At 64.9% G+C, this 24,342-nt stretch carries 20 protein-coding genes; 4 read left to right on the forward strand and 16 right to left on the reverse strand.

The window, feature by feature from the left end; all coding sequences use genetic code 11:
* Nucleotides 1–175 precede the first annotated feature (175 nt).
* On the forward strand, nt 176–1,465 hold the full coding sequence (locus J2X56_RS10595; protein ID WP_310160120.1) for an O-acetylhomoserine aminocarboxypropyltransferase/cysteine synthase family protein: 1,290 nt from the start codon (nt 176–178) through the stop codon (nt 1,463–1,465).
* 68 nt (nt 1,466–1,533) lie between these two features.
* Here the strand turns inward: J2X56_RS10595 and J2X56_RS10600 are convergent, their stop codons facing one another.
* From J2X56_RS10600 to J2X56_RS10640, 9 genes are all read right to left on the reverse strand, one after another.
* Nucleotides 1,534–2,640 (reverse strand): LLM class flavin-dependent oxidoreductase, encoded by a 1,107-nt coding sequence (locus tag J2X56_RS10600; RefSeq protein WP_204725913.1) that lies wholly within the window; start codon nt 2,638–2,640, stop codon nt 1,534–1,536.
* Nucleotides 2,641–2,686: 46 nt separating this feature from the next.
* Nucleotides 2,687–4,045, reverse strand: a complete 1,359-nt coding sequence (locus tag J2X56_RS10605; protein ID WP_209567477.1) for an NtaA/DmoA family FMN-dependent monooxygenase — start codon at nt 4,043–4,045, stop codon at nt 2,687–2,689.
* A 21-nt stretch (nt 4,046–4,066) separates the two neighbouring features.
* On the reverse strand, nt 4,067–4,795 hold the full coding sequence (locus tag J2X56_RS10610) for an ABC transporter ATP-binding protein (protein WP_121043492.1): 729 nt from the start codon (nt 4,793–4,795) through the stop codon (nt 4,067–4,069).
* Nucleotides 4,792–5,643 (reverse strand): ABC transporter permease, encoded by an 852-nt coding sequence (locus tag J2X56_RS10615; protein ID WP_310160124.1) that lies wholly within the window; start codon nt 5,641–5,643, stop codon nt 4,792–4,794. The genes J2X56_RS10610 and J2X56_RS10615 overlap by 4 nt, the downstream gene beginning before the upstream one ends.
* 7 nt (nt 5,644–5,650) lie before the next feature.
* Nucleotides 5,651–6,625, reverse strand: a complete 975-nt coding sequence (locus J2X56_RS10620) for an ABC transporter substrate-binding protein (protein ID WP_134136677.1) — start codon at nt 6,623–6,625, stop codon at nt 5,651–5,653.
* Between the two features lie 37 nt (nt 6,626–6,662).
* The gene (locus tag J2X56_RS10625) at nt 6,663–7,670 is read right to left on the reverse strand and encodes an NrtA/SsuA/CpmA family ABC transporter substrate-binding protein (RefSeq protein ID WP_121043960.1); all 1,008 of its coding nucleotides are present in this window, start codon (nt 7,668–7,670) and stop codon (nt 6,663–6,665) included.
* A gap of 60 nt (nt 7,671–7,730) precedes the next feature.
* Entirely contained in the window at nt 7,731–8,486 is a 756-nt protein-coding gene (locus J2X56_RS10630; RefSeq protein WP_310160128.1) for an ABC transporter ATP-binding protein, read from the reverse strand.
* Nucleotides 8,486–9,352, reverse strand: a complete 867-nt coding sequence (locus J2X56_RS10635) for an ABC transporter permease subunit (RefSeq protein WP_310160130.1) — start codon at nt 9,350–9,352, stop codon at nt 8,486–8,488. The genes J2X56_RS10630 and J2X56_RS10635 overlap by 1 nt, the downstream gene beginning before the upstream one ends.
* 183 nt (nt 9,353–9,535) lie before the next feature.
* Nucleotides 9,536–10,573 carry a DUF4105 domain-containing protein gene (locus J2X56_RS10640; RefSeq protein WP_199725101.1) on the reverse strand — a complete coding sequence of 346 codons (1,038 nt, stop codon included), beginning with the start codon at nt 10,571–10,573 and terminating at the stop codon, nt 9,536–9,538.
* Nucleotides 10,574–10,718: 145 nt separating this feature from the next.
* On the opposite strand from J2X56_RS10640, the gene J2X56_RS10645 reads away from it, so the two are divergent.
* Complete coding sequence (locus tag J2X56_RS10645; RefSeq protein ID WP_310160133.1) at nt 10,719–12,077, forward strand: LLM class flavin-dependent oxidoreductase; 1,359 nt, start codon at nt 10,719–10,721, stop codon at nt 12,075–12,077.
* A 78-nt stretch (nt 12,078–12,155) separates the two neighbouring features.
* Here J2X56_RS10645 and J2X56_RS10650 read toward each other — a convergent pair whose 3' ends face one another.
* Complete coding sequence (locus J2X56_RS10650) at nt 12,156–13,007, reverse strand: MetQ/NlpA family ABC transporter substrate-binding protein (RefSeq protein WP_310160136.1); 852 nt, start codon at nt 13,005–13,007, stop codon at nt 12,156–12,158.
* Between the two features lie 126 nt (nt 13,008–13,133).
* Nucleotides 13,134–14,039, reverse strand: a complete 906-nt coding sequence (locus tag J2X56_RS10655; protein ID WP_310160139.1) for an NAD-dependent protein deacetylase — start codon at nt 14,037–14,039, stop codon at nt 13,134–13,136.
* Between the two features lie 211 nt (nt 14,040–14,250).
* Here J2X56_RS10655 and J2X56_RS10660 point away from each other — a divergent pair, with 211 nt between their 5' ends.
* Nucleotides 14,251–14,430 (forward strand): DUF3311 domain-containing protein, encoded by a 180-nt coding sequence (locus J2X56_RS10660; RefSeq protein ID WP_034332747.1) that lies wholly within the window; start codon nt 14,251–14,253, stop codon nt 14,428–14,430.
* Nucleotides 14,430–15,923 (forward strand): monocarboxylate uptake permease MctP, encoded by a 1,494-nt coding sequence (gene mctP, locus J2X56_RS10665; protein WP_034332752.1) that lies wholly within the window; start codon nt 14,430–14,432, stop codon nt 15,921–15,923. The genes J2X56_RS10660 and mctP overlap by 1 nt, the downstream gene beginning before the upstream one ends.
* 180 nt (nt 15,924–16,103) lie before the next feature.
* On the opposite strand, the gene J2X56_RS10670 is transcribed toward mctP, so the two are convergent.
* From J2X56_RS10670 to J2X56_RS10690, 5 genes are all read right to left on the reverse strand, one after another.
* The gene (locus J2X56_RS10670) at nt 16,104–19,910 is read right to left on the reverse strand and encodes an ATP-binding protein (RefSeq protein ID WP_310160144.1); all 3,807 of its coding nucleotides are present in this window, start codon (nt 19,908–19,910) and stop codon (nt 16,104–16,106) included.
* Nucleotides 19,911–20,120: 210 nt separating this feature from the next.
* Nucleotides 20,121–20,972 carry an ABC transporter permease gene (locus J2X56_RS10675; protein WP_121043516.1) on the reverse strand — a complete coding sequence of 284 codons (852 nt, stop codon included), beginning with the start codon at nt 20,970–20,972 and terminating at the stop codon, nt 20,121–20,123.
* 36 nt (nt 20,973–21,008) lie between these two features.
* Nucleotides 21,009–21,818, reverse strand: coding sequence for an ABC transporter ATP-binding protein (locus tag J2X56_RS10680; protein WP_034332754.1), 810 nt, complete (start codon nt 21,816–21,818; stop codon nt 21,009–21,011).
* Between the two features lie 142 nt (nt 21,819–21,960).
* Nucleotides 21,961–22,998 carry an ABC transporter substrate-binding protein gene (locus J2X56_RS10685; RefSeq protein ID WP_121043519.1) on the reverse strand — a complete coding sequence of 346 codons (1,038 nt, stop codon included), beginning with the start codon at nt 22,996–22,998 and terminating at the stop codon, nt 21,961–21,963.
* A gap of 92 nt (nt 22,999–23,090) precedes the next feature.
* Nucleotides 23,091–24,338: a CaiB/BaiF CoA-transferase family protein gene (locus J2X56_RS10690; protein ID WP_121043522.1), complete on the reverse strand. Its 1,248-nt coding sequence runs from the start codon at nt 24,336–24,338 to the stop codon at nt 23,091–23,093.
* Nucleotides 24,339–24,342: the final 4 nt, after the last annotated feature.

The following is a 24,342-nucleotide window of genomic DNA, read 5'->3' on the forward strand; positions in this document are numbered from 1 at the left end:
CAGCACAACTGCCTTGCTGCCTGCGAATCAGTACATCGTCACCAGCATCGGCATTGGCCTCGGCTGCATATGCTTATGAGAAAACATTTCTTGGCACCGGATGCAGGCTCGCGCTAGCGTGGCGCTTGGGCTTCCCCCTGCTTTGCGCATTCCATCCAAGACAAAGAGAGACAACATGCCAGACAACCCACAATGGAAATTCGAAACCCTCTCCGTCCACGGCGGCTACGATCCTGACCCGACCACGCGCGCCGTGGCCGTGCCGATCTACCAGACCGTGGCCTTCGCCTTCGACGATACCCAGCACGGTGCCGCCCTGTTCGACCTGAAGGTCCAGGGCAACATCTATTCGCGCATCATGAACCCGACCCAGGACGTGCTGGAAAAACGCCTGGCCGCACTCGAAGGCGGCATCGCCGCCCTGGCCCTGGCCTCCGGGCAGGCCGCCGTGACCTACGCGATCCAGACCATTGCCGAAGCAGGCGACAATATCGTCTCGGCCTCCACCCTGTATGGCGGTACCTACAACCTCTTCGCCCACACGCTGCCGCAGTTCGGCATCCAGACGCGCTTCGCCGATCCGCGCCAGCCGGAGTCCTTTGCCCCGCTGATCGATGAGCGCACCAAGGCCATCTTCATCGAATCCATCGGCAACCCGCTGGGCAACGTCACCGACATCGCTGCCGTGGCCGAGATCGCGCATCGCCATGGCGTCCCGCTGATCGTGGACAACACCGTGGCCACGCCCTATCTGCTGCGTCCCTTCGAGCATGGGGCCGACATCGTGGTCCACTCATTGACCAAATATCTCGGCGGGCACGGCACTACGCTGGGCGGCGCCATCGTGGACTCGGGCAAGTTCCCGTGGGCCAAGCACAAGGAACGCTTCAAGCGCCTCAACGAACCGGACGTCAGCTATCACGGCGTGGTCTATACCGAAGCGCTGGGCGAGGCTGCCTACATCGGCCGTGCGCGCGTGGTCCCGTTGCGCAATACTGGCGCCGCGCTCTCCCCCTTCAACGCCTTCCAGATCCTGCAGGGCATCGAAACCTTGTCCCTGCGGCTGGACCGCATCACCTCCAATGCGCTGGCCGTGGCGCAATACCTCAAGCGTCACCCGAAGGTACGCTGGGTCAACTATGCCGGGCTGGAAGATCATCCCGACCATGCGCTGGCGCAGAAGTATTTCAAGGGCCGCGCCTCGGGCGTGCTGACCTTCGGCGTGGCCAATGGCCGCGACGGCGGCGCGCGCTTCCAGGATGCGCTGCAACTGTTCACGCGGCTGGTCAACATCGGTGACGCCAAGTCACTGGCTACACATCCCGCTTCCACCACCCACCGCCAGCTGTCGCCCGCCGAACTGGAGAAGGCGGGCGTCACCGAAGACACGGTGCGCCTGTCCATCGGCATCGAGCATATCGACGATCTGCTGGCTGACCTGGAACAGGCCTTGCAGTCGGCGTGATCTGATCGGTCCTTCAACAAAAAATGGCTCCGCATGCGGAGCCATTTTCGTTTCAGGCAGTGGATAAATCAGGCGGCCTGCTTCTCCGCTGCCCGTTGCTGCAGACGCTGTGCCACCAGCTCACGCGTACGCGGGATCAGTTCACGGCCATAGTCGATGGCATCTTCCAGCGGGTCGAAGCCACGGATGAGGAACGTGGTCACGCCCAGATCGTAGTAATCCAGCAGCGCCTCGGCCACCTGCTCGGGCGTGCCGACCAGTGCTGTGGAGTTGTAGCGCGCACCGGTCTCCCTGGCAATGGCCGTCCACAGGCGCTTGTCGACCCGGTCGCCCTTCTCGGCGGCAGCCAGCAAACGGCGCGCGCCTTCGCTCTCTTGCGGTCCGGTGTAGGCCGGATGGCGCGTGCCATTGCCCGAGCGCAGCCGGCGCGTCTCATCGAGGATGCGTTCGGCACGTGCCCAGGCCTGCTCTTCGGTAGCCGCCAGGATGGGGCGGAAGGACACCGAGAAACTGATCTCGCGTCCATGCCGTGCTGCTTCTGCGCGCACGCGTCCGGTCAGGTCGCGCACCTGCTCCAGCGATTCGCCCCACAGTGCATAGACATCGGCATGGCGGCCGGCCACCGGAATGGCGGCCTCGGAGGCCCCGCCGAAGAAGATCGGGAGTTGCGGCTGCTGCAGCGGCTTGACTTCAGAGAACGCCTGCTCGAAACGATAGTGCGCACCCTGGTGATCGAAGGGCTTGTCGGCAGTCCACACCTGGCGCAGGATCTGCAGGTATTCATCGGTACGGGCATAGCGTTGGTCATGATCGAGGTAGTCGCCGTCACGGCGCTGTTCGATGTCGGAGCCGCCCGAGATGATGTGCACGCCCAGCCGTCCGCCGCTGAAATGGTCCAGTGTCGCCAGTTGGCGTGCCGCCAGCGTGGGCGCGACGAAACCGGGGCGATGCGCCAGCATCAGCTGGATGCGCCGGGTGGCGGCAGCTACTTGCGCGATGGTAAGGATGGCATCCGGGCCGTTGGAATGATACGGCACCAGCACCCGGTCAAAGCCGGCCTCTTCGTGGGCGCGCGCAAAGCGCAGCAGGTAGTCGGTATCGATGGCCGGCCCGACCGAGGGATGGATCTCGGAGTTCTTGTGGGTGGTGACCATGCCGATGAAATTGACGCTCATGTTGGACTCTCTTCAGTAAGGAATTCGGGATCGGATACTGCGGGCATCAGGCCGCAACCTTGTTCGCGCCGGCCTGCCAGCCGGGCTGGGCCGCCACCTCTTGCAGGCCGAAGTGGCCACGCAAGGTATGGGTCTCGTAGTCTTCGCGGAACAGTCCGCGCTGGCGCAGCAGCGGCACCACTTCGCGGGTGAACAATTCGAATTGCTGGCCGATGATGGGCGGCATGACGTTGAAGCCATCGGCCGCACCCGCGTTGAACCAGTCCTCGATCAGGTCCGCCACCTGTTCGGGCGTACCGGCCACGGCCAGGTGGCCACGCGCACCGGCCAGGCGCTTGAGCAGCTGGCGCAGGGTCAGTCCTTCGCGCAGCGTGGTCTCGACATAACCGACGGCGCGACTGCGCGAGGCCTGCACCAGACTTGGGTCGGGAAAGTCATCGGCGGTCAGCTTGCGGTCCAGCGGCAAGGCAGAAAAATCGTGGCCGCCAAAGCGCGCCGACAGACGCGCCAGGCCAGTCTCGATGCTGGTGAGCGCATCCAGTTCTTCCCAGACCTGCTGTGCCTCGGTTTCGGTACTGCCGATGGCGGCGCTGATGCCGGGCAGGATCACGATGTCCTGGGCGGCGCGTCCCAGGCGTGCTGCCTGGCCCTTGATGTCCTGGTAGAACGCCTGCGCAGAGGCGCGATGGCCGTGCGCGGTAAAGATGGCTTCGGCCCAGCGCGCCGCAAACGCACGGCCCGCTTCGGACTGGCCAGCCTGCACGTAGACCGGCCGCCCTTGCGGACTGCCCGGCACATTGAGCGGCCCCCGTGTGCGTACATGCTTGCCCTCGAAGTGCACCGGCTGCACTGCCGCGTGATCGAGGAAGCGGCCACCAGCGCGGTCATCCAGCACGGCCGCCGCCGGAAAGCTGCGCCACAGCGCATCGACGGCGGCCACGAATTCTTCGGCGATTTCATAGCGGCTGCCATGGTCCACGTTCTCGGGCAGGCCATAGTTCTGGCCCGCGCGCGGGGCCCAGGAGGTGACGATGTTCCAGCCGGCACGGCCGCGCGAAATATGGTCCAGCGAGGCAAACTGGCGCGCCAGCGTGTAGGCGTGGTTGTAGGTGGTGGAGGCCGTGCCGATGAGACCGATGCGTTCGGTGCGCAGAGCCAGCGCCGTCAACAGCAGCAACGGATCAAGCAGGCCGGAGGTGGCTTGCTGCCCGCCTTCCGGGCCGACCAGGGTATCGGCCAGAAACACGGCATCGAACCTGGCGGCTTCGGCCAGGCGCGCTGCGTCTGCATAGAGTTCCAGATCGGTCAGCGCCTTGGGATTGGCACCGGGATGGCGCCACGCGCCTTCATGGTGACCGCGGCTCATGAGAAAGAGGTTCAGGTGCAATTGGCGTGGGCGCGACATGGCGGCTCCTTGTAGTGGTCTTCAGGCGAGGGACTCGACACCCAGGCGCTGCAGCAGCACCTGGCGCAGGGCGGCGAAACCGGGATCGTCGGCGTGCCGGGGATGGGACAGGTTCACCGCGTGGTCCTGGGCGATGCGGCCCTGTTCCAGCACCAGGATGCGGTCGGCCAGCAGCAGCGCTTCATCCACATCGTGGGTGACCAGGATCACGGTCGGGCGGGTGCGCTCCACCAGGCGGCGCAGCAAGCCCTGCATGCGCAGGCGGGTCAGGGCATCAAGGGCGCCGAAGGGTTCATCGGCCAGCAGGATATGCGGTGTGCGCAACAGCGAACGGGCCAGGGCGGCGCGCTGCTTCTGCCCGCCCGACAGCGTCGCAGGCCAGGCGCCCGCCTGTTCAGCCAGTCCCACTTCCTGCAGCAACTGCAGTGCCGCCGGTCTGGCGGTAGCGGCCTCCAGGCCAAGCGTCAGGTTCTCCAGCACGCTGAGCCAGGGCAGGAGCCGCGCATCCTGGAACAGCACGCTCACGTTGCCGGTGAGCGCCAGTTTTCCGGTGGCGGCGGCGTCCTGATCCAGTCCGGCCAGCGCACGCAGCAAGGTGGTCTTGCCGGAACCGGATTCGCCCAGCAGGGCCACGAACTGGCCCGGCGCAACGTCCAGGTCGAGCTGGTCCAGCACGGTCTTGCTGCCGAAGCGGCGGCTCAGGTGACGCGCGTGGATGGCGCCCGGCGTGCTCAATACCTGCGGACTCATGCGGTCCTCCGGTAGCGCAGTACGCGCGCCTCAATGGCGCGCACCACCAGGTCCGACAACAGGCCCAGCACGGCATAGATCAGGATGCCAACCACGATCACATCGGTCTGGCCCCAGTCGCGTGCCCGGTTCATCAGGTAGCCGATGCCGGTCTGGGTGTTGATGAGTTCAAGCACCACCAGTGCCGTCCAGCACAGCGAGACTGCCAGCCGCAGCCCGGTGAAGAAGCCCGGCAAGGCCCCCGGCAGCGCTACCTTGCGCAGGAAGGTAGCGCGTGAGAGATGCAACGTGCGCGCCAGCTCCACGTGACCGATGTCGATGCCGCGCAGGGCGGCGTGGGTGTTGATGTAGATGGGGACGAAGACGGCGGTGGCGATCAGGAAAATTTTCATGGCCTCGCCGATGCCCAGCCACAGGATCGCCAGCGGGATCAGGGCCAGCGTGGGAATGGCGCGCTTGACCTGCACCAGCCCGTCGATCAGCGCCTCGCCGCTGCGCGTGAGGCCGGACAACAGCGCCAGCACCACGCCGGTGGCCAGCCCGATGAAGAGACCACTGTAGGCCCGCGCGGCCGAGGCCAGCAAATGCGGCAGCAGGCTGCCATCACGCAGCATCTGCAGGCCGGTCAGCAGCGCCTGCGAGGGCGCGGTCAGGGTTTCCGGCGACAGCCAGCCCAGGCGCGAGGCTGCTTCCCAGATCGCCAGCAGCAGTGCCGGCCCCAACAGCAGCGCACGCGGCGGCAGGCGCGCCGGCATCAGCGATGGCGAAGGCGCGATGGAGGACGCCGCCGCCGGTGCAGCCAGCGGCAAGTCATCAGCGGGCGGATCCAGGCGGGCGTGTGCACTCATGAGGGCCTCAGCGGTTGGCGACGATCAGCTTGTCGTAGGTGGAGACGAAGGCGCCGGCGGCGTCGAAACGCTGCGGCACGGCCTTGGCTTCGTAGAGGATGTCGATGAGTTTCTGGTGATGCGGGATGGCCTCGGCGGCGGTCTGGAATTTCAACGGCGACTGTCCCGCAAGGATGGCCGCGGTGCCGGCCGCATCGATGCGCTGGAACTGCGTGAAGTAAAAGCGGCCCCACTCTTCCTCATGGGCATTGCTCCACGTGCCGGCACGCACGAAGGCGGCAATGAAGGCGGCGATGGCCTGCGACTTCTGCGCATCGGCCAGCACCTCGGGACGGGCGTAGAGATAGGACGTCGAGGGCAGCAGCTTGCGTTCTTCCGGATCGGGGACGGTGGTGGCACCGATCTGCTTGGCCAGACGCGTCACATGCGGCTCCAGCAGGACGGCCACATCGACCGCCTTGGCACGCAGCGCATCGTTGAGATCGGCCACGCGCAGGTTGACCAGTTGCACATCGGCCAGCGTGAGGCCACCACGCTTCAAGGCATCGATCAGGAACACCTGGCGTCCCGAGCCTTCCACATAGCTGAGCCGCTTGCCACGCAGGTCGGACAGTTTCTCCACGCCCGCACCGGCGCGCTGCACCAGCCGGTATTGCGAGAGCTCGCGGGTGAAGGTGGCGATGATGGGCAGCTTCACGCCCGCTGCGCGCGCCTGGATGGGCGGCGTATCACCGACATACGCGACATCGAGCGCACCAGCACGGATGGCCTCGAAGATGGCCGGGCCGCCCGCAAAATTGGGCAATTCCAGTGCGACATCAAGCGACTTGCGCTCGCCGCTGGCCTCCAGCAGCTGGCGCAGGAATTCGTTCTGGTCGGCCACGATCAGGCGCGTGCCGGAAGGGGCGGCCATTGCGGCCCGGCTGCCCAGCGCGGCCATGCCCAGGGCGGAAAGACCAGTGAGAAAGTGGCGACGCTTCATGCAGTGAGTCCTCGTGAGATGAATGCGACTGGCACGCTCACACCTTCACGATGTAGTCGCTCACCTGCACCTTCTGCGGCAGGATCTTGCGTGCGGCCAGCCAGTCGGCCGCGCCCTGGAAGGTGGCGATGAACTTGGCGTCGTCGGTGCCGTGGAATTCCCAGCGGCGCGCCAGCTTGATGAGCGAATCGCGCACCGCGTCGGAATAGCCGGCATCCTTCTGCACCAGCGCTTCGGCCTCGCGCGGATTCTTGCTGATCCACTCGCCCTCGGCACGATAGGCGGCGTTGACGGCGCGCACGATGTCGGCGTTTTCTTCGGCAAACTTGCGGTGCGTGACGTAGGAGTTGAAGTCGATCAGGAAATCGAGGTCGCGTCCTTCAAAGAACACGTCATGCGCCTTGTACTCCACCCGCGCGATGTCCACGCCCGGGCTCCACATGGACCACGCATCGACCTTGCCCTGCGAAAAAGCGGGGCCCGCATCCGGCGGATTGAGATAGACGAAATTGACCTTGTCGCGCGCGATGCCGTGCTTTTCCAGCGCGGCCACCAGCAGGAATTCTCCGAGCCCGGAGCGATTGACTGCCACCGTCTTGCCCACCAGGTCACTGACCTTGTTGATGCCCGACCCATCCTTGGCGATGATGGCCGTGCTGCGCGGCTCCACCACGGCGAACTGCGTGAATACCAGCGGCGAGCCGGCGATCATCGCGGCCAGTGCGGGGGTGGTGCTGCCACCGAAACCGAAGTCGGCACTGCCACCGGTGACGGCCTGCAACGACGGCGCATGGTTGGGGAAAGGACCGATCCACTGTACCTTGATGCCATCGCGGGCCAGCGTCTTTTCGAACTCGCCGCGCGTGCGGGCGATACCGGGCAAACCACCCTTGCCCCAGGCCAGGCGCACCGTATCGGTAGTGCGCGACTTGCCGGCGGCGCGCGCCAGCAGCGGCAGGCCGCTGGCGCCGAGGGCCGCGCCACCCAGCGCGGCTTGCAACAGTTGACGACGATGGAGATTGGCAGGCTTGGAATCGTGGGACATGAGCATTAAGCAGGATTTAATGAGGAAAAAAACAGCATTCAGGAAAACTTAATGCCGCCGCTACGCAGCCTGGGCGGCCACCACGCCCAGTTCTGCCAGCAATTGCGCACGCAGGGCCTGGGCAGCAGGATGGCTGCGGTCATGGGCCGCTTCGGGGGCGACGCGGACATCATTGGCAATGGCCCCTTCGCGCATGACGAGGATGCGATCGGCCAGGACGATGGCTTCATCCACATCGTGCGTCACCAGCAGCACCCCGGGGCGATGCCGTGCCAGCAGTTGGCGCACCAGGGCATGCATGCGGATGCGGGTGAGCGCATCCAGCGCGGCGAAGGGTTCATCCAGCAGCAACAGGCGCGGCTCGCGCACCAGGGCGCGTGCCAGCGCCACGCGCTGGGCCTGGCCACCCGAGAGATTGCGCGGCCAGTCGTCGAGCCGGTCACCGAGGCCCACCTCTTCCAGGGCGGCGTGCGCCAGCGGCTTGCCCCGGCGGTCATCGAGGCCCAGTGAGACATTGCGCCACAACGGATCCCACGGGATCAGGCGCGGTTCCTGGAAGACCACGGCGGGATGCGCCGGTCCGTCGATGCGGCCGCCATCGATGGGATCCAGTCCGGCCAGCGCGCGCAGCAAGGTGGTCTTGCCGCAACCGCTCTCGCCCAGCAGGGCCACGAATTCACCGCGCGCAATGCGCAGGTTCAGGCCCTGGATCACGGTGCGTTGTCCGTAGCGGCGCTTCAGGCCGGCCACGCTCACGGCCAGTTCATCGGCCGTGGCGGGGTGCAGGGTATGGCGCTCAAACAAGGTCTCGCTCATCATTTCCCCTTGGCGGCGTAGTTGGGATGCCAGGCCAGCAGGCGGCGCTCCAGCAGGCGGGCGATGCCATCGGACACCACGCCGATGCCGGCATAGATGACGATGGTCAGCACGATCACGTCGGTCTGCAGGAATTCACGCGCATCCATGGCCAGCGAGCCGATGCCGGTATTGGCGGCGATGGTCTCGGCGATCACCAGCGCCAGCCACGCGACGGCCAGTGCATAGCGCACCCCGGCCAGGATCGATGGCAGTGCACCGGGCAGGACGATGCGGCGGATCAGGGTCCAGTTGGACAGCCCTGTCACGCGGCCCAGTTCCAGCAGCTTGGGATCGACCTGGCGGATGCCCAGCACGGTATTGATGTAAATGGGGAACAGCACGCCCAGCGAGACCAGGAACACCTTGCCGCCCTCGCCCACGCCGAACCACACGATCACCAGCGGCAGCGCCGCCAGGAAAGGGACGGCGCGCACCATCTGCACGCTGCGGTCCACCAGCGCCTCGGCCAGGCGCGAGAAGCCCACCAGCGTACCGAGCACGAAGCCGATGCTGCCGCCGATGGCAAACCCGGCAGCGGCGCGCAAGAGGCTGGCACCAAGGTCCGACAGCAGGCGGCCCTGGGCGATCAGGTTCAGTGCCGTCTGCAAGACCTTGCTGGGCGCGGGCAGCACCTGCGGCGAGAGCACGCCGGCACGGGCCAGCGCTTCCCAGGCCAGCAGCAGCACCAGCGGTGCGGCCCATGAAATGAAGAAGAGACTGCGTGCAGTGAGCACGCGCGCGCTGTGCGACGTGTTGTCCGGCGCAGCAGAGGCGGAGTCAGCCCCCGCCGCCGGCAGGGGAAAATGATTGACCGCTTCGGGCATGGCGTTTCCTTCTCGGTGGTAGCGAGGACGCACCCGGCAGGCCGCCGGGTCGTGCAAAGAAGGAAATCGTAATCAGCTTCGCGGCGAGGGAATACGAATGATTTTGTGTTTTGATATCCGGTAAACGGATTAGGGCCTGTTCACGCTTCATCTGCGAGATTGAGTATGAACAGGCCCTGTGACTCAGCGCAGCTCGGCCGTGGACACGCCCGGTACACCCTGCCGGATGCGCTTGCTGTAGTCCGGTTCCGGCCCGCTTTGCAGGGCGCGTTCGGTGATGCGCCCGGCCTCGCGCAATTGCGCGAAGCTGTATCCCGGTGTCAGCACGCCATGGTCAAACACGTAATCGGCGAAGTAGCCGGAGAGCAGCAGGCGATAGTCCAGCGGCAGAGAGGGCGAGAGACGGCGCGCCAGTTCAAAGACGATGGTGGTGCAGTTGCTGGTGAGGGTGTTGTAGAAACGCGGACGCTCCCGCAATTGCGCCGCGCGTTCGAGGTAGCCGAGGAAGACGCGGCGCAATTGGTCCGGGCGCAATTGCAGACGATACAGATACACATCCTCCCCGCGTGCATTGGTACGGGTACGGATGATGTCGGCTTCGTCGGCGGCAACGATGACGGTCTCGAACTTGCGGAAGAAGCCGCCCAGGGCCGAGAAGGCTTCATCGCGTTCTCGCCGGATCTCCAGCGAGAACACCAGACGCCGTCCATCGGCAAAACCGAAGGACACCAGCGTGTGCGCAATCGCCGGCCCCATCCAGTAAGACAGCAGCAAGTCGGCCGAGACCAGTTGCGCGAGATCATATTGGCGCGATTCCCAACGGATGTCCACATCAGTCTCGGTGCGCCAGTTGAAGTTGCGCACGTTGTCCAGCGTGACGGTATCGCCTTGCACCTGCGACACCAGCATGCGCGCCACATCATCGGCCCAGTCGCGCGCGTGGCTGGGGCGGATGCTGCTCCACCAGCCGGCCATGGCAATACCGGCCAGCACCAGGGCCACCGGGCCCCAGCGCCAGGAGTGAGGCAGGCCGGGCAGGCCCGGCACCCCGGCCACCAGCGCCAGCGTCGCTGCAGGCGGCAAGCTCCACAGCACGATGGCGGCGATGCGCAGCCAGGCGGCGCCCGGCAGCTGGAACCACAGCGCAAACCCGCCCCATACGGCCAGGCCCAGTGCCAGCAGGCCCAGCACCATCATCATCGCAGCATGCACAACAGCCATCGGCAACATCCTCAACTTGTCTCGGTTCGGTCCAGCCGAATTGTAGCGGCCTTGTCCGCATAAGTTCATGCGAAAGCATTCGTGGCCGTCACGGCGGGCGCGTTCCACAATCGACGACCCGCTTTGTCTTCTCCGAGGAATCCGCATGTCACAGCCGCCCAAGCCGCCGCAGCAACTGCACCTGAACGTCAACATCCTGCATTCCGGTTTCATCCCCTCCGCCTGGCGTCTGCCGGGGGCCGATCCGCATGCTTTCGTGAAGGCCTCGCATTACGTCGAGGTGGCGCGCATCGCCGAGGCGGCCAAGTTCGATGCGGTCTTTCTGGCCGACAATGCGGCCATCATCGAGCAGATCGATTTCCGCCCGATCACGGCGCTGGAGCCGACCGTGCTGCTGGCCGCCATCGCTGCCGCCACCACCCGCATCGGCGTGATCGGCACGGCCTCCACCAGCTACAACGAGCCCTACAACATCGCGCGCCGCTTCGCCTCGCTGGATCACGTCAGCGGCGGCCGCGCCGGCTGGAACATCGTCACCACGGCTGACCTGCCCTCGGCGCGCAATTTCGGGCTGGAGCAAGTCCCCGACCATGCGGCCCGCTATGCCCGCGCCGACGAATTCACGCAGGTGGTCAAGGCCTTGTGGAACAGCTGGGAAGACGATGCCGTCGTCGGCGATGCTGCCAGCGGCCGCTTCATCGACGATACGCGCGTGCATCCGATTGCCCATCGCGGCACCCACTTCCAGGTGCAGGGGCCGTTGAACCTGCCGCGCACGCCGCAAGGCCAGCCGGTGCTGGTGCAGGCCGGCGGCTCCGGCGATGGCCGGGAACTGGCCGCACGCCATGCCGAGGCCGTGTTCTCGGCCGCCCACACCATCGAGGAAGCGCGCGCCTACCGCCTGGCCATCCACGCCCGCGCCGCCGCGTTGGGACGTCGGCCGCAGGCGGTGAAGATCCTGCCGGGACTGGCCACCATCATCGGTGCCACCGAGGCGCAGGCGCTGCAACGGCGTGACGAACTGATCGACATGATTCCCTGGAGCTACAGCCTCAAGCGCCTGGCCGGCATCCTGGGGGTACCGGTCGCCAGCCTGGACCTGGACCGTCCCCTGCCGGACAAGCTCGCCCTGCCCAATGGCGGCAATGGCAACCACACCTTCTTCCAGGCCACGCTGTCGCTGGTGCGCGGACGCACGCATACCGTGCGCGACGTGATCCGTGCGCTGTGCGGTGGCGGCGGACATCGCGTGCTGGTCGGGACGCCCGAGCAGATTGCCGATGAGATCGAACGCTGGTTCAAGGCGGGTGCCGCCGATGGGTTCAACCTGATGCCCGATGCCCTGCCAGGCGGCTTGCAAGACTTCGTCGATGGCGTGGTACCGCTGCTGCAGCGCCGGGGTTTATTCCGATATGACTATGAAGGCAGCACCTTGCGCGAGCACCTCGGACTGCCGCGTCCACTGGCGTCTGCAGGGGGGGAGCAAACAGTACGGGCAGCATGAGCCCGCCACTGTGAAGACATGGACAAAAAAGCCGGACCGCGCTGCTGACTCCAGCGCGGTCCGGCTCAGGTGCAGGGGTCAGTTCTTGCCGAGTTTGAGCGTGCTGGTGGCGCTGAAATAATCGGGCAAGGTGAAGCCGTCATAGAAGGGTTCCGAACGGATGGCCTTTTGGAAGAATTCGGAACGATAAGCCTGCACGATGTCCTGTGCATAGGTGTCGTCCTGTTTGGTCTTCTTGACGGCCACCACGTTGATGTAGGGCGGCTTCATGTCTTCCAGGATGAAGGCTTCGGAGAGCTTCAACTTGGCGAAGATCGCGAAGTTGCCCTGGATCGCCGCGAAATCCGCATCATCCAGCGCGCGCGGTCCTTGGGCGTTTTCCAGCAGAACCAGTTTCAGGCCGACCTTGTTTTCCACGACATCCAGTTCGGTCACGTCCACCGGCTTGTTCTCGCGGATGCGGATCCATCCCAGGCGCTGCAGGATCCAAAGTGCGCGCTGCAGGTTGACCGGGTCATTGGGCACGGCCACCGTAAAACCCTTCTTGAGATTGTCCAGGCTCTTGTGCTTGCGCGAATAGAGCCCCATCGGCGGCGTGGGCACCTGCACGATGCCGACCAGGTCGGTCTTGTTGCGTTCGTTGTAGGAGGCCAGGAACACCGAGTGCTGCATCACGTTGGCATCGATGTCGCCCTTGAAGACGGCGCTGTTGGCTTCCATTCCGGTGGAGAATTCGTAGTAGCGGATCTTGTAGCCCTTCTGCTCCAGCTGGGGCTGCACGCCCAGCTTGAATTCATCGATGTAAGGGCCGGGCACGAAGCCGAGCTTGAGTTCGCGCACGGGCGGTGCCGCTTGTGCGCTGCCGATCAGGACGGTGGCAAGGAGGACGATGTGCGACAAGCGCAGCAGGGGCCGCAGGGACTTCAACATGGCAGGTTCGCTTTCCGGGAGAAGAAGGGTCGCCCGCCAGTGTAGGGATGCGCGGCGCGGAACTGAACGAAGCAATCCGCATGTCGATAGTTGATCGTTGCTCGCCTGGGCAAGCACAGGAGTCGCTCAGGGCCGGTCCGCACCCAGCAGTGTGGCCAGGCGCGGCAGCACCGACTCGGCATCCTCGCGCAGCTTGAAGGCCAGCAAGTCATCGGCACGGGTCACGCCGCGGTTGATCGCCACCACCGGCTTGCCGGCCGCAGCCACCGTGCGCGGGAAGCGGAAGCCCGACAACACCATCAGCGAAGAGCCGATCACCAGCATGGCATCACAGGCCTGGGCCGCCGCTTCGGCCTGGGCCGTGCGCGCGGGCGGTACGCCATCGCCGAAGAACACCACGTCCGGTTGCAGCATGCCGCCACAGGCTACGCAGGACGGCACATGGAAGGCGGCATCGGCCTCCGGTTCCAGGCGGGCATCGCCATCGGGCAAGGCCTCGGCCTGCAGGTTGACCAAGGAGGGATTGCAGCGTGCCAGCTCCTGCTGGATCTCGGCGCGCGGATAGACGGTGTCGCAGGCCAGGCAGCGCACCGCATGGATGCTGCCATGCAGTTCGATCACGTCGCGGCTGCCCGCCTGCTGGTGCAGGCCATCGACGTTCTGGGTCAGGATGCCGCCGAGATGGCCGGCCTGCTGCAATTGCGCCAGCGCGCGGTGCGCCGCATTGGGCGCGGCCTGCGCCAGGCGTGGCCAGCCCAGCATGCTGCGCGCCCAGTAGCGTTTGCGGGCCGCTTCCGACTGCCGGAACTCGGTGCCCTGGATGGGCAGCCGGCCGCGCCGCACACCGCTGTCGTCGCGGTAGTCGGGAATGCCGGACGCGGTACTGATGCCGGCCCCGGTCAGGACCAGCACCTGGCGATGACGCTGCAACAGCTGCGCCAATGCGGGCAGCAGGTCGGCATCGGCATTGCTGCTCACGTCAGTTGCACCAGGGAAAGCGGCATCACGCGGAACGGACAGACTCGGGCTCATGGCAAAGATTGGCGGGAGGATCACACACGGCAGACTACGCGAATTCGGCCGAGCCTGCAGCCGCGAGGACCGCTCCTGCCAGGGGGCGGCGGACGCGATTTGCCGATTCTCCCTATAATTCCCGTGCAACTTTCAAGGCGCACCCGGCTCGCAAGGCCGGGACAGCGCCGACATAAAAATTCTTCCGCCAAAAGTTCGAGGAGCATCAATCATGCGGCTATTACTTCTGCTGCCTTTCATCGGCCTGCTCTGGGTCCCCTTCTACAACGCCGAATTGCCCAGCCTGTTCGGCTTCCCCTTCTTCTACTGGTACCAGTTCGCCTGGGTACCGCTGACCTCGCTCATCATCTGGCTGGTCTATCGTGATGGCCTGAAGAAGGGAGTCGAATGATGGAGACGTCCAACATCCACTGGACCGCGCTCTGGGTCTTCCTGTTCTTCTTTGTCCTGGTCACCGTGATGGGCTTCCTGGCCTCCAAATGGATGGCCGGTCCCAGCAACAAGGGCGCCCATCTCGATGAGTGGGGCCTGGGTGGCCGCAACTTCGGCACCTGGATCACCTGGTTCCTGGTCGGTGGCGATTTCTATACCGCCTATACCGTCATCGCGGTACCGGCGCTGGTGTATGCGGTCGGGGCCTATGGCTTCTTTGCCCTGCCCTATACCATCCTGGTCTACCCGATCGTGTTCGTGATCATGCCAAAGTTGTGGCATGCGGCGCACAAGGCCGGCCACGTGACCGCCGCCGATGTGGTGTGGGGACGCTATCAGTCGCGTCCGCTGGAGTTCGCCATTGCGCTGACCGGCGTGGTCGCCACCATGCCCTACATCGCCCTGCAGCTGATCGGCATGGAAGTGGTCATCAAGGCCCTGGGCCTGACCGGTGAACTGCCGCTGCTGGCGGCCTTCGTGATCCTGGCCCTGTACACCTACTCGGCCGGCCTGCGGGCACCGGCGCTGATCGCCTTCGTCAAGGACATCATGATCTACATCGTGGTGCTGGTGGCGGTGGTGGTGGTGCCGGCCAAGCTGGGCGGCTATGGTGCCGTGTTCAACTCGGCGCGCGAGGCGTTCGCAATCAAGGGCGGCGCTACCGGCCTGACCCTGAAACCCACGCAGTTCCTGCCCTTCGCTTCACTGGCACTGGGTTCGGCACTGGCGGCCTTCATGTATCCGCACACGCTGACCGGCATCTTCGCGGCCAAGGATGCCAATACCATCCGCAAGAACGCCGTGTTCCTGCCGGCCTATACGGTGCTGCTGGGTCTGATTGCGCTGCTGGGCTACATGGCGTATGCGGCGGGCATCAAGGTGCAGGCCAACAACGACGTGGTGCCGGCGCTGTTCAACGGACTGTTCCCGGGCTGGTTCGCGGGCTTCGCGTTTGCGGCCATTGCCATCGGTGCGCTGGTGCCGGCGGCGGTGATGTCCATCGGGGCCTCCAACCTGTTCACCCGCAACTTCTGGAAGCCTTACGTCAATCCTGGCATCAGCCATGAAGGCGAAGCCAAGGTGGCCAAGGTGGTGTCGCTGGTGGTCAAGTTCGGGGCGCTGGTGTTCATCCTGTTCCTGCCGACCAAGTTCGCGCTGGACCTGCAATTGCTGGGCGGCGTGTGGATCCTGCAGACCTTCCCGGCGCTGGTGTTCGGCCTGTTTGTCGGCTGGTTCGGTGCCCGCGCACTGCTGTGCGGCTGGGCCGTGGGCATCGTCGGCGGCAGCTGGCTGGCCTTCAGTGACGGCATCAAGCCGGTCCACAGCTTCCTGATCGGCGGCGAGACCTACACGCTCTATACCGGCCTCATTGCGCTGGCCCTGAACGTGGTGGTGGCCGTCATCGCCAACCTGATCCTGGGCAAGGGCTCGCAGCCTGCATTGAAGCGTTGATGTGATGATGCAAGGATGCATCGGCGTTTGATCAGGCGATGCATCCGCGCATCAGTTCGTCACCGCGCTGCGCCGGCGTTAACCTGAAAGTTGCAGCGCCCGTGCAAGAAAAAATGCTCCTCGATGAGGAGCATTTTTTCTTGCACGGCTTGGTTCGATGAAGCGCGTTCCGGACCTGGGTCAGCTGCCCTGCCCCGCCTCTGCCAGCAGCGCTACCAGCCGCTCCAGCGGTGCCGGTTTGGTCAGGTGGTGATCGAAGCCGGCGGCGGCCGCTTCCTGGCGATCCGAATCGGCACCACGGCCGGTGAGCGCGATGAGCTGCATGCGCGCGCCCGCCTCGGTCGCGCGCAGCTGCGTGGCCAGTGCATAGCCCGACATGTCGGGCAGTCCGATGTCGATGAAGCCGACATCAGGGCTGACCTCCTGCGCCAGCCGCAAGGCCTCGGCCCCGTTGCCGGCCACATGGGTGGCATGGCCGCGATAGTTGAGCAGCATGGCCAGCATGTCGGCATTGTCGAAGTTGTCGTCCACGATCAGGATGTCCAGTCCCTTGCCGCTCTCCGCCTGGGGCAGCTCGCCGGCCGCCTCGCTGCGGTCCTGCGCCGTGGTCTGCGGCAGGCGCACCGCGAAGGTGGCTCCCAGGCCGGGGCCGGGGCTGGTGACCGAGACGCTGCCCTCATGCAGGTCCACCAGCCGCTTGACCAGGTGCAGGCCAATGCCCAGGCCGCCCTGAGCGCGATCCACCTCGGACTGGATCTGGGTGAACATGTCGAATACCGTGCCGATATCCTCGGCGGCCAGTCCCACGCCATTGTCACTGATGCTGATGAGGACATCGTCGCCATCCATGCGCGCCATCACGCGGATGAGGCCGCCCGGGGGCGTGTATTTCGCCGCATTGTTGAGGATGTTGCTGACCACCTGCACCACGCGATGGGTATCGGCTTGCAGGAAGAGGTCGCTTTCCGGGGCTTCCAGTTCCAGCTTGTGGCGATTCTTCTCGATCAGCGGCATGCTGATCTCGACCGCGCTGGCCAGCGCGGACTTGACCGACATGTGCTGCTTCCTCAACTTGATCTTGCCCTCGGTGATGCGGGAGATATCGAGCAGGTCTTCGATCAGGTGCGCCAGATGGCGGATCTGGCGATCCATCATCTGGTGGATGTTGTGCTGGCGCTCGTTGCCGGCCCCCATCAGCTTCATCACTTCCAGCCCGTTGCGGATCGGGGCCAGCGGATTGCGCAACTCGTGCGCCAGCGTCACCAGGAATTCGCGCTGGCGGCGGTTGATGGTGGTCAGGTCCTGCGCCAGCAGTTCCAGGTTGCGCTTGGCTTGGCGTTCCTCATGCACGTCCACGATGGCACCGACGAAACCACCGGGCTGGTCGTCCTCTGTCTGCAAGGGCGTACCTGAATCGATCACCCAGCGATAGCCGCCATCAGCATGGCGCAAGCGATAGACGGCGTGGAAGGCGCTGCGTGTCTGCTGGCAGCGGACGAACTCGGCGAGGGCGGCCTCGCGGTCCTCCGGATGGATGCAGGCGATATGGCCGCCATCGGCGATGGCGCTGGCCGGCAGACCGGTGAAGGCGTGCCAGCGACGGCTGAAATAGTTGGTGCGGCCCTCCGGGCTGGTGGTCCAGATGATGGCCGTGGAGGCATCGACCAGCGAGCGGAAATAGCGCTCGCTGGCCTGCAGCGCCTCGCGCGCAGCTTGCCGGCGGCGTGCCGCTTCCACCTGGCTCTTGACGCGTATCATCAGCTCGGTGGCCGCGAAGGGCTTGACCAGGTAATCATCGGCACCGGCGGCGATGCCCTCGATGCGCGCTTCTTCACCGGCACGTGCCGAGAGCAAGATCACTGGCACCTCGCGCGTACGCGCATCACGCTTGATGCGGGCCAGCAGGCCGAAGCCATCCAGCACCGGCATCATCACGTCGCTCAGGACCAGGTCCGGTGGCGCGGCGCATACGGCTTCCCAGGCGGCCTCGCCGTCGGGACAGGTTTGCACGTCGGCGTAGTCACCGAGCAGGCGCTGCAGGTAGTCGCGCATGTCGCGGTTGTCGTCGGCAATGACGATGCGTACCGGATGCGCCGCGCCGCCTGCCGGAGGCAAGGCCGGGGCCGCCGCGGTGACGGGTTCGGCGGCCGTCGTGGAGAGCAGCGCTGAGGTGGCTGCAGGCAGCCAGGCTTGCGCCTCCTCGACAAAGGCCTGGCCGGGCTGGCGGTCCTGGCTGATCGCCACGGCGTCGGCCCGGATCACGTCATCGGCCTGCAAGTGTGCGGTGCCGAACGGGATCTCGACGAAGAAGGTCGAGCCCGCGCCCGGCACGCTGTGCACGCCGATCTGGCCGTGATGCAGCTTGACCAGTTCCTGGATCAGGGCCAGGCCGATGCCGGTGCCTTCATAGGTGCGGCCGTGCGCGTTGTCGATGCGATGGAAACGCTCGAAGACGCGCGCCTGCTGGTCCAGCGCAATGCCGGAGCCGGTGTCGGTAACCGACAGGCGCACGCTGTGCGCCAGCGGCTCCAGCAGCACCGTGATGCTGCCCTCGAAGGTAAATTTGAAGGCATTGGAGAGCAGGTTGAAGACGATCTTTTCCCACATGTCGCGATCAACGAAGACCGGCTCGGGCAGCGGCGTGGTCTTGACCTCGTAGTGCAGTCCGGCCTTTTCCAGGGTCGAGCGGAATACGCTGGCCAGATCTTCCGTGAGGCTGGCCAGATCGGTGGCGACGAAGCTGGCCTTGGCGCGTCCGGCCTCGATGCGCGAGAAATCCAGCAGCGCATTGACCAGCTTGAGCAGGCGCAGCGAATTGCGGTGCGTGACCTCCAGCCGCTTGCGCTGCGCCGGTCCCAGCGGCTCGGCCTGATCGGCCAGGGCATCATCAAGCGGGCCGACCATCAGCGTAAGCGGGGTGCGGAATTCGTGCGAGATGTTGGAGAAGAAGGCGGTCTTGGCGCGGTCGATCTGGGCCAGCTCCTCGGCCTTGCGCTGTTCATGCAGGTAGACCAGCACGTTGGAGACAGCCGTGCTGAGTGCTCCACCCAGCAGGGCATAGAAATCCTGGTACTCGGCGTCCAGCGCACGGCGCGCACTCACGCCTGCCACCACGAAACCGAAGGGCTGCTCCATCCCGGCCACGGTGACCGGCAGGATCACGGCCTGCACCGGGGCTTCTTCATACGGCCCGGCCACAAAGGGGCCGAAGCGCGCGGCCAGATCGTCGACCTGCACCATGCGCTGTTCGGCCAGAGCCTGAGCGAAAGGCCAGGCTTGCGCATCGTCCAGACGCACGCTGGCCGGGGCCAGCGCACTGTCGGCCGCGATGCCGGCCAAGCCGCGGCGCTGCAGGACATCGCCTTCGAGCTGGTAGAAGAGCGTGAAGGGCAAGTCCAGTTCCATGGCGGCGTGGCGCTGTTCCAGTCCCTGGCACAGATCGTCGATGGAGAGGCATTTGCCGAGTGCGGTCGCCAGTTCGCGCAAGGCGGCGGTGCGGCGCGCGCCCAGCACCTTGTCGGTGGATTCGGAGATCGGGTGGAACACGCCGCCGACCTCGCCCGACTCGACCCGGATCGGGGAGAAGGAGAAGGTCATGAAGGCTTCTTCCAGATAGCCGTAACGATCCAGGAACATGCGCTGGTCGCGGATGTAGGTGCCCTCGCCCTGATGCGCGCGGTCGAAGGCATCGCCCACCACCGGCAAGGCGGTGGCCCAGCAGATGCGGAAATCCTGGCCCATCGACTCGGGATGCTTGGCGCCGCAGATGGGGCGATAAGCGTCGTTGTAGATCTGGATGTCGTGCGGCCCCCAGGCGATCAGGATGGGGAAGGTGGAAGACAGGCACAGGCTGACCGCCGTGCGCAGGCTTTGTGGCCAGCTGTCGAGGGGACCCAGCGGGGTGGACGACCAGTCCATCGCGCGAATCAGTTTCCCCATCTCGCCACCACCGGAGAGCCAGCTGAATTCCGACTGTTGTTCGTCCACTTCGCTGACCTTTATGTGCGTGAAACCTTCAATAGGCGGTGATGCTACTCCCCTATGCTGACAATCGCCGGGTTTTCTACCGCTTTTTGTCATAAAACGTCACTACACCAACGAAAAAAGGGCAGCGGGTACGCGCCCGCTGCCCTTTTGCGCCAGGTCTCGCGTCTGAAGCTTCATATCGCCTCAAACCCGTGCCTCATGGCAACCAGCTCAGAGCTTTTCGGTCTCCCCGCTCTTGGGCTGCCATTTCATGAGCCGTTTCTCGATCCCCCCCACGGCCAGGTCCAGCACCAGCGCAAAGATGGTCAGCACGACGATGCCGGCAAAGACGGTGTTGATGTCGAAGCTGCCCTCGGCCTGCAGGATCAGGTAGCCCACGCCACGCGCCGAGCCCAGGTATTCACCGACCACCGCCCCGACGAAGGCCAGGCCGATGGACGTGTGCAGACTGGAAAACACCCATGAAGTGGCCGAGGGCAGGTAGACCGTACGCAGCAGCTGACGTGCATTGGCGCCCAGCATGCGGGCATTGGCCAGCACCACCGGGCTGACTTCCTTGACGCCCTGGTAGACGTTGAAGAAGACGATGAAGAACACCAGCGTCACCGCCAGCGCCACCTTGGACCAGATGCCCAGGCCGAACCACATCGCGAAGATCGGCGCCAGGATCACGCGCGGCATGGAGTTGGCGGCCTTCACATAGGGATCGAGGATGGCCGAGGCAGTCGGCGAGAGCGCCAGCCACAGGCCGATGGCCAGGCCGAAGACGGTGCCGATGAGGAAGGCCAGCACGGTTTCGGTCAGCGTGATCAACAGATGTGAATAGATTTCTGCCGGGAAGCTGAGCGTGAAGAAGGTGGTGTCGCCGATGCCCACTTCCAGCGAGCCGCTGCCGACGGTGAACCATTCCCAGATGCGCTGCGCCACCTTCAGCGGTTCGCCGAAGAAGAAGGCGGTCTGCGGATTGCGCGTGGCCACGTGCCAGACCAGCAGCACCACGGCCAATACCATCAGCTGCCAGAAACGGATGTTCTTGTGATTCGGTTTAAATAATTTCCACATGATGCTGATTCTCTTCCCTGATCTGTTCGGTACGGCTTACGCTGCGCGCTTTTGTTGTTGATAGCCCTTGAGCACTTCATCGCGCAGCACATCCCAGATCTGCTGGTGCAATTCGACGAAACGCGGATGCATGCGGATCTCGGCGACGTCGCGCGGGCGCGGCAGGTCGATCCTGAATTCACCGATGGGATGCGTGCCGGGGCCGGCCGCCAATACGATCACGCGGTCGGACATGGCGATGGCTTCATCCAGATCGTGGGTGATGAAGAGCACGGCTTTCTTCTTGGCGTTCCACAGGTCCAGCACTTCGTTTTCCATCAGCTGGCGGGTCTGGATATCGAGCGCGGAGAAAGGTTCGTCCATGAGGATGATGTCCGGGTCCAGGATCAGCGTCTGCGCCAGCGCCACGCGCTTGCGCATGCCGCCGGAGAGCTGGTGCGGATAGCGGTCGCCGAAGCCTTGCAGGCCCACGCGCGCCAGCCATTGTTCGCCCAGTTCTTGTGCCGCCTTTTCCTCATGGCCGCGATACTGCAGGCCGGCGATCACGTTCTGCAGCGCGCTGCGCCAGGGCATCAGCGCCTCGGCCTGGAACATGTAGCCGGCGCGGCGGTTGATGCCCTTGAGTTCCTCACCGAATACCTTGACGCTGCCCGAGGACGGTTGCAGCAATCCGGCCCCGACATTGAGCAAGGTGGACTTGCCGCAGCCGGTGGGGCCGACCACGGAAACGAATTCGCCCGGCGCAATCGAGAGGTCGGTATTGGCCACGGCGGTGTAGCGCTGGGAACGGTCGTCCTTGGAGACGAAGGTGCAGGTGATGTTGTCGAACTGGAGTGCTGGCGTCATGGTGGTGCGGGCGGCTGCGGCCCGGTTGGAGGAGACGAAAGAAGCTGAAAAGAAGCTGAGCACTCCCTGCCCAAGATGCGCAAATGCCCGTTGCCGGGCATTTGCGGTGCGTTCGCACGGGACGGGAGCGCCTTGCCTGTGCTTACTTGTACTTGGCGTTGGCCTTCTGTACGAAGGAATTGGTGAAGGTCTTGGACAGATCGATCTGCTTGTCCGCCAGCGAGGGCTCGAAGGCCTTCAGCGTGCGCAGCGCCGTATCCGGACCGCCCGGCGGGAAGTAGCCGTCCGGCGAAATGGCCTGGCGCACCTTCATGAAGGCATCGATGTAGAGCGAACGGTCGCCCAGCAGATAGCTTTCCGGGACGGCCTTGATGATGTCGGAGGGACCGGCCTTCTGGATCCACTTCAGCGCGCGCACCATGGCATTGGTCAGGGCTTGCGTGGTATTGGGATACTTCTGCACGAAGGCCGCCGGTGCATACAGGGTTGCCGCCGGCATGGGACCACCGAAGACATCATTGGTGTCCTTCAGGGTACGGGTGTCGGCGATGACCTTGATCTCGTTGTTCTGCTCCAGCATGGAGATGACCGGATCGAGGTTGGCGATCGCGTCGATCTGGCCCGAGCGGATCGCAGAGATGGCACCGGCTGCCGCCCCCACGCCGATGAAGGAAACATCGGTGGGCTTCAGGCCCGCCTTGGCCAGCACGTAGCTGGCCATGATGCTGGTGGAAGAACCCGGTGCGGTGACGCCGATCTTCTTGCCCTTCAGGTCGGCCACGGTCTTGTAGTTGGGCATGGTCTTGTTGTTGACCGCCAGCACGATCTGCGGCGCCCGGCCCTGCAGCACGAAGGCGACGATGGGCTGGTTCTTGGCCTGCATGTTGATGGTGTGTTCAAAAGCGCCCGAGACCACGTCGGCGCTACCGCCCACCATGGCCTGCAGCGCCTTGGCACCGCCGGCGAAGTCGGAGATCTCGACCTGCAGGCCTTCATCCTTGAAATAGCCGAGCTGCTCGGCAATGGTCAGCGGCAGGTAGTAGAACAGGTTCTTGCCACCCACGGCGATGGAGACCTTGGGTTTTTCCAGCGCCTGCGCGCCGGCGCTGCCGTTGAATGAAAAATAGCCGGCCAGGAACAGGCCAGCGGCGATCAGCAATTGCTTCCAGCTCAATTTCATTGTGTCTCCTCCGTGTGTGGATGGGGGGTGCTGCTTGTTGTCCAGCTTGTTGCAGGCGACCCCGTGCCGGTGCCTGCCTTTGTCATGCTGCTTCAGACCACGCCTGCGTCCCGCAGCTTCTTGATGTGGGCCTCATCATACCCCAGCGATTGCAGGATTTCATCGCTGTGGGCACCCAGCTCCGGGCCCAGCCATCGGGTCTGGCCGGGCGTTTCCGACATCTTGGGCGTGATGCCCGGCAGCTTGACCGGCGTGCCATCGGCGAACTGGTGCTGCTCGAACATGTCGCGCGCCAGGAATTGGGCATCGTTCATCATGTCCTTGACGGAGTAGATCTTGCCGACCGGGACGTCAGCTGCCTGCAGCGTGGCCAGGGCCGAATCGATGGTCTGCGTGCTGCACCACTGCTGGATGGCGGCATCGATTTCTTGGGTGCGCGGCACGCGGCCATCGTTGCGTGCCAGGCCCGGATCATTGGCCATGTCGTCGCGGCCGATGGCACTCATGAGACGTTTGAAGATGGCATCGCCATTGCCAGCGATGACGATGTTCATGCCTTCGCCGGTGGTGTAGGTGTTGGAAGGGACGATGCCGGGCAACGCACCGCCGGTGCGCTCCCGCACCACGCCGGCGAAATCGAACTCGGGCACCATCGATTCCATCATGTTGAAGACCGCTTCGTACAAGGCCACATCGACCATCTGGCCCTGCCCTGCCACGCAGTCCGCACCGGACTTGCCGTTCCAGCGGCCACCGCTGACATCGCGATGGCGCAGCGCCATCATGGCGCCGATCACACCGTGCAATGCGGCGATGGAGTCACCGATGGAAATGCCAATGCGTACCGGCGGGCGGTCCGGATGGCCGGAAACGTAGCGGATGCCGCCCATCGATTCACCGATGGCACCGAAGCCCGGCAGGTCGCGCAGCGGACCGGTCTGGCCGTAGCCGGACAGGCGCACCATGATGGTGGCGGGATTGAGTTGCTTCAGGTCCTCATAGCCAAGCTTCCACTTCTCGAGCACGCCGGGGCGGTAGTTCTCGATGATGACATCGGCGTCCAGCGCGAGCTGGCGGGCGATCTCCTGGGCGCGCTCATCCTTCATGTTCAGGGTGATGCTCTTCTTGTTGCGCGCCTGGACCGACCACCACAGCGAGGTGCCGTCCTTGAGCACGCGCCAGTGACGCAGGGGGTCGCCATCACCGGGCGCTTCGATCTTGATGACCTCGGCCCCGAACTCGGCCAGCATGCGCGAACAGAAAGGACCCGCAATCAGCGTGCCCAGTTCAAGAACCTTGATGCCGGCCAGCGGGCCGGGCTTGGATGTGGCTGTGCTCATCGTG

The organism is Herbaspirillum sp. 1173, from assembly GCF_031455335.1.
GTDB lineage: Bacteria > Pseudomonadota > Gammaproteobacteria > Burkholderiales > Burkholderiaceae_D > Herbaspirillum > Herbaspirillum huttiense.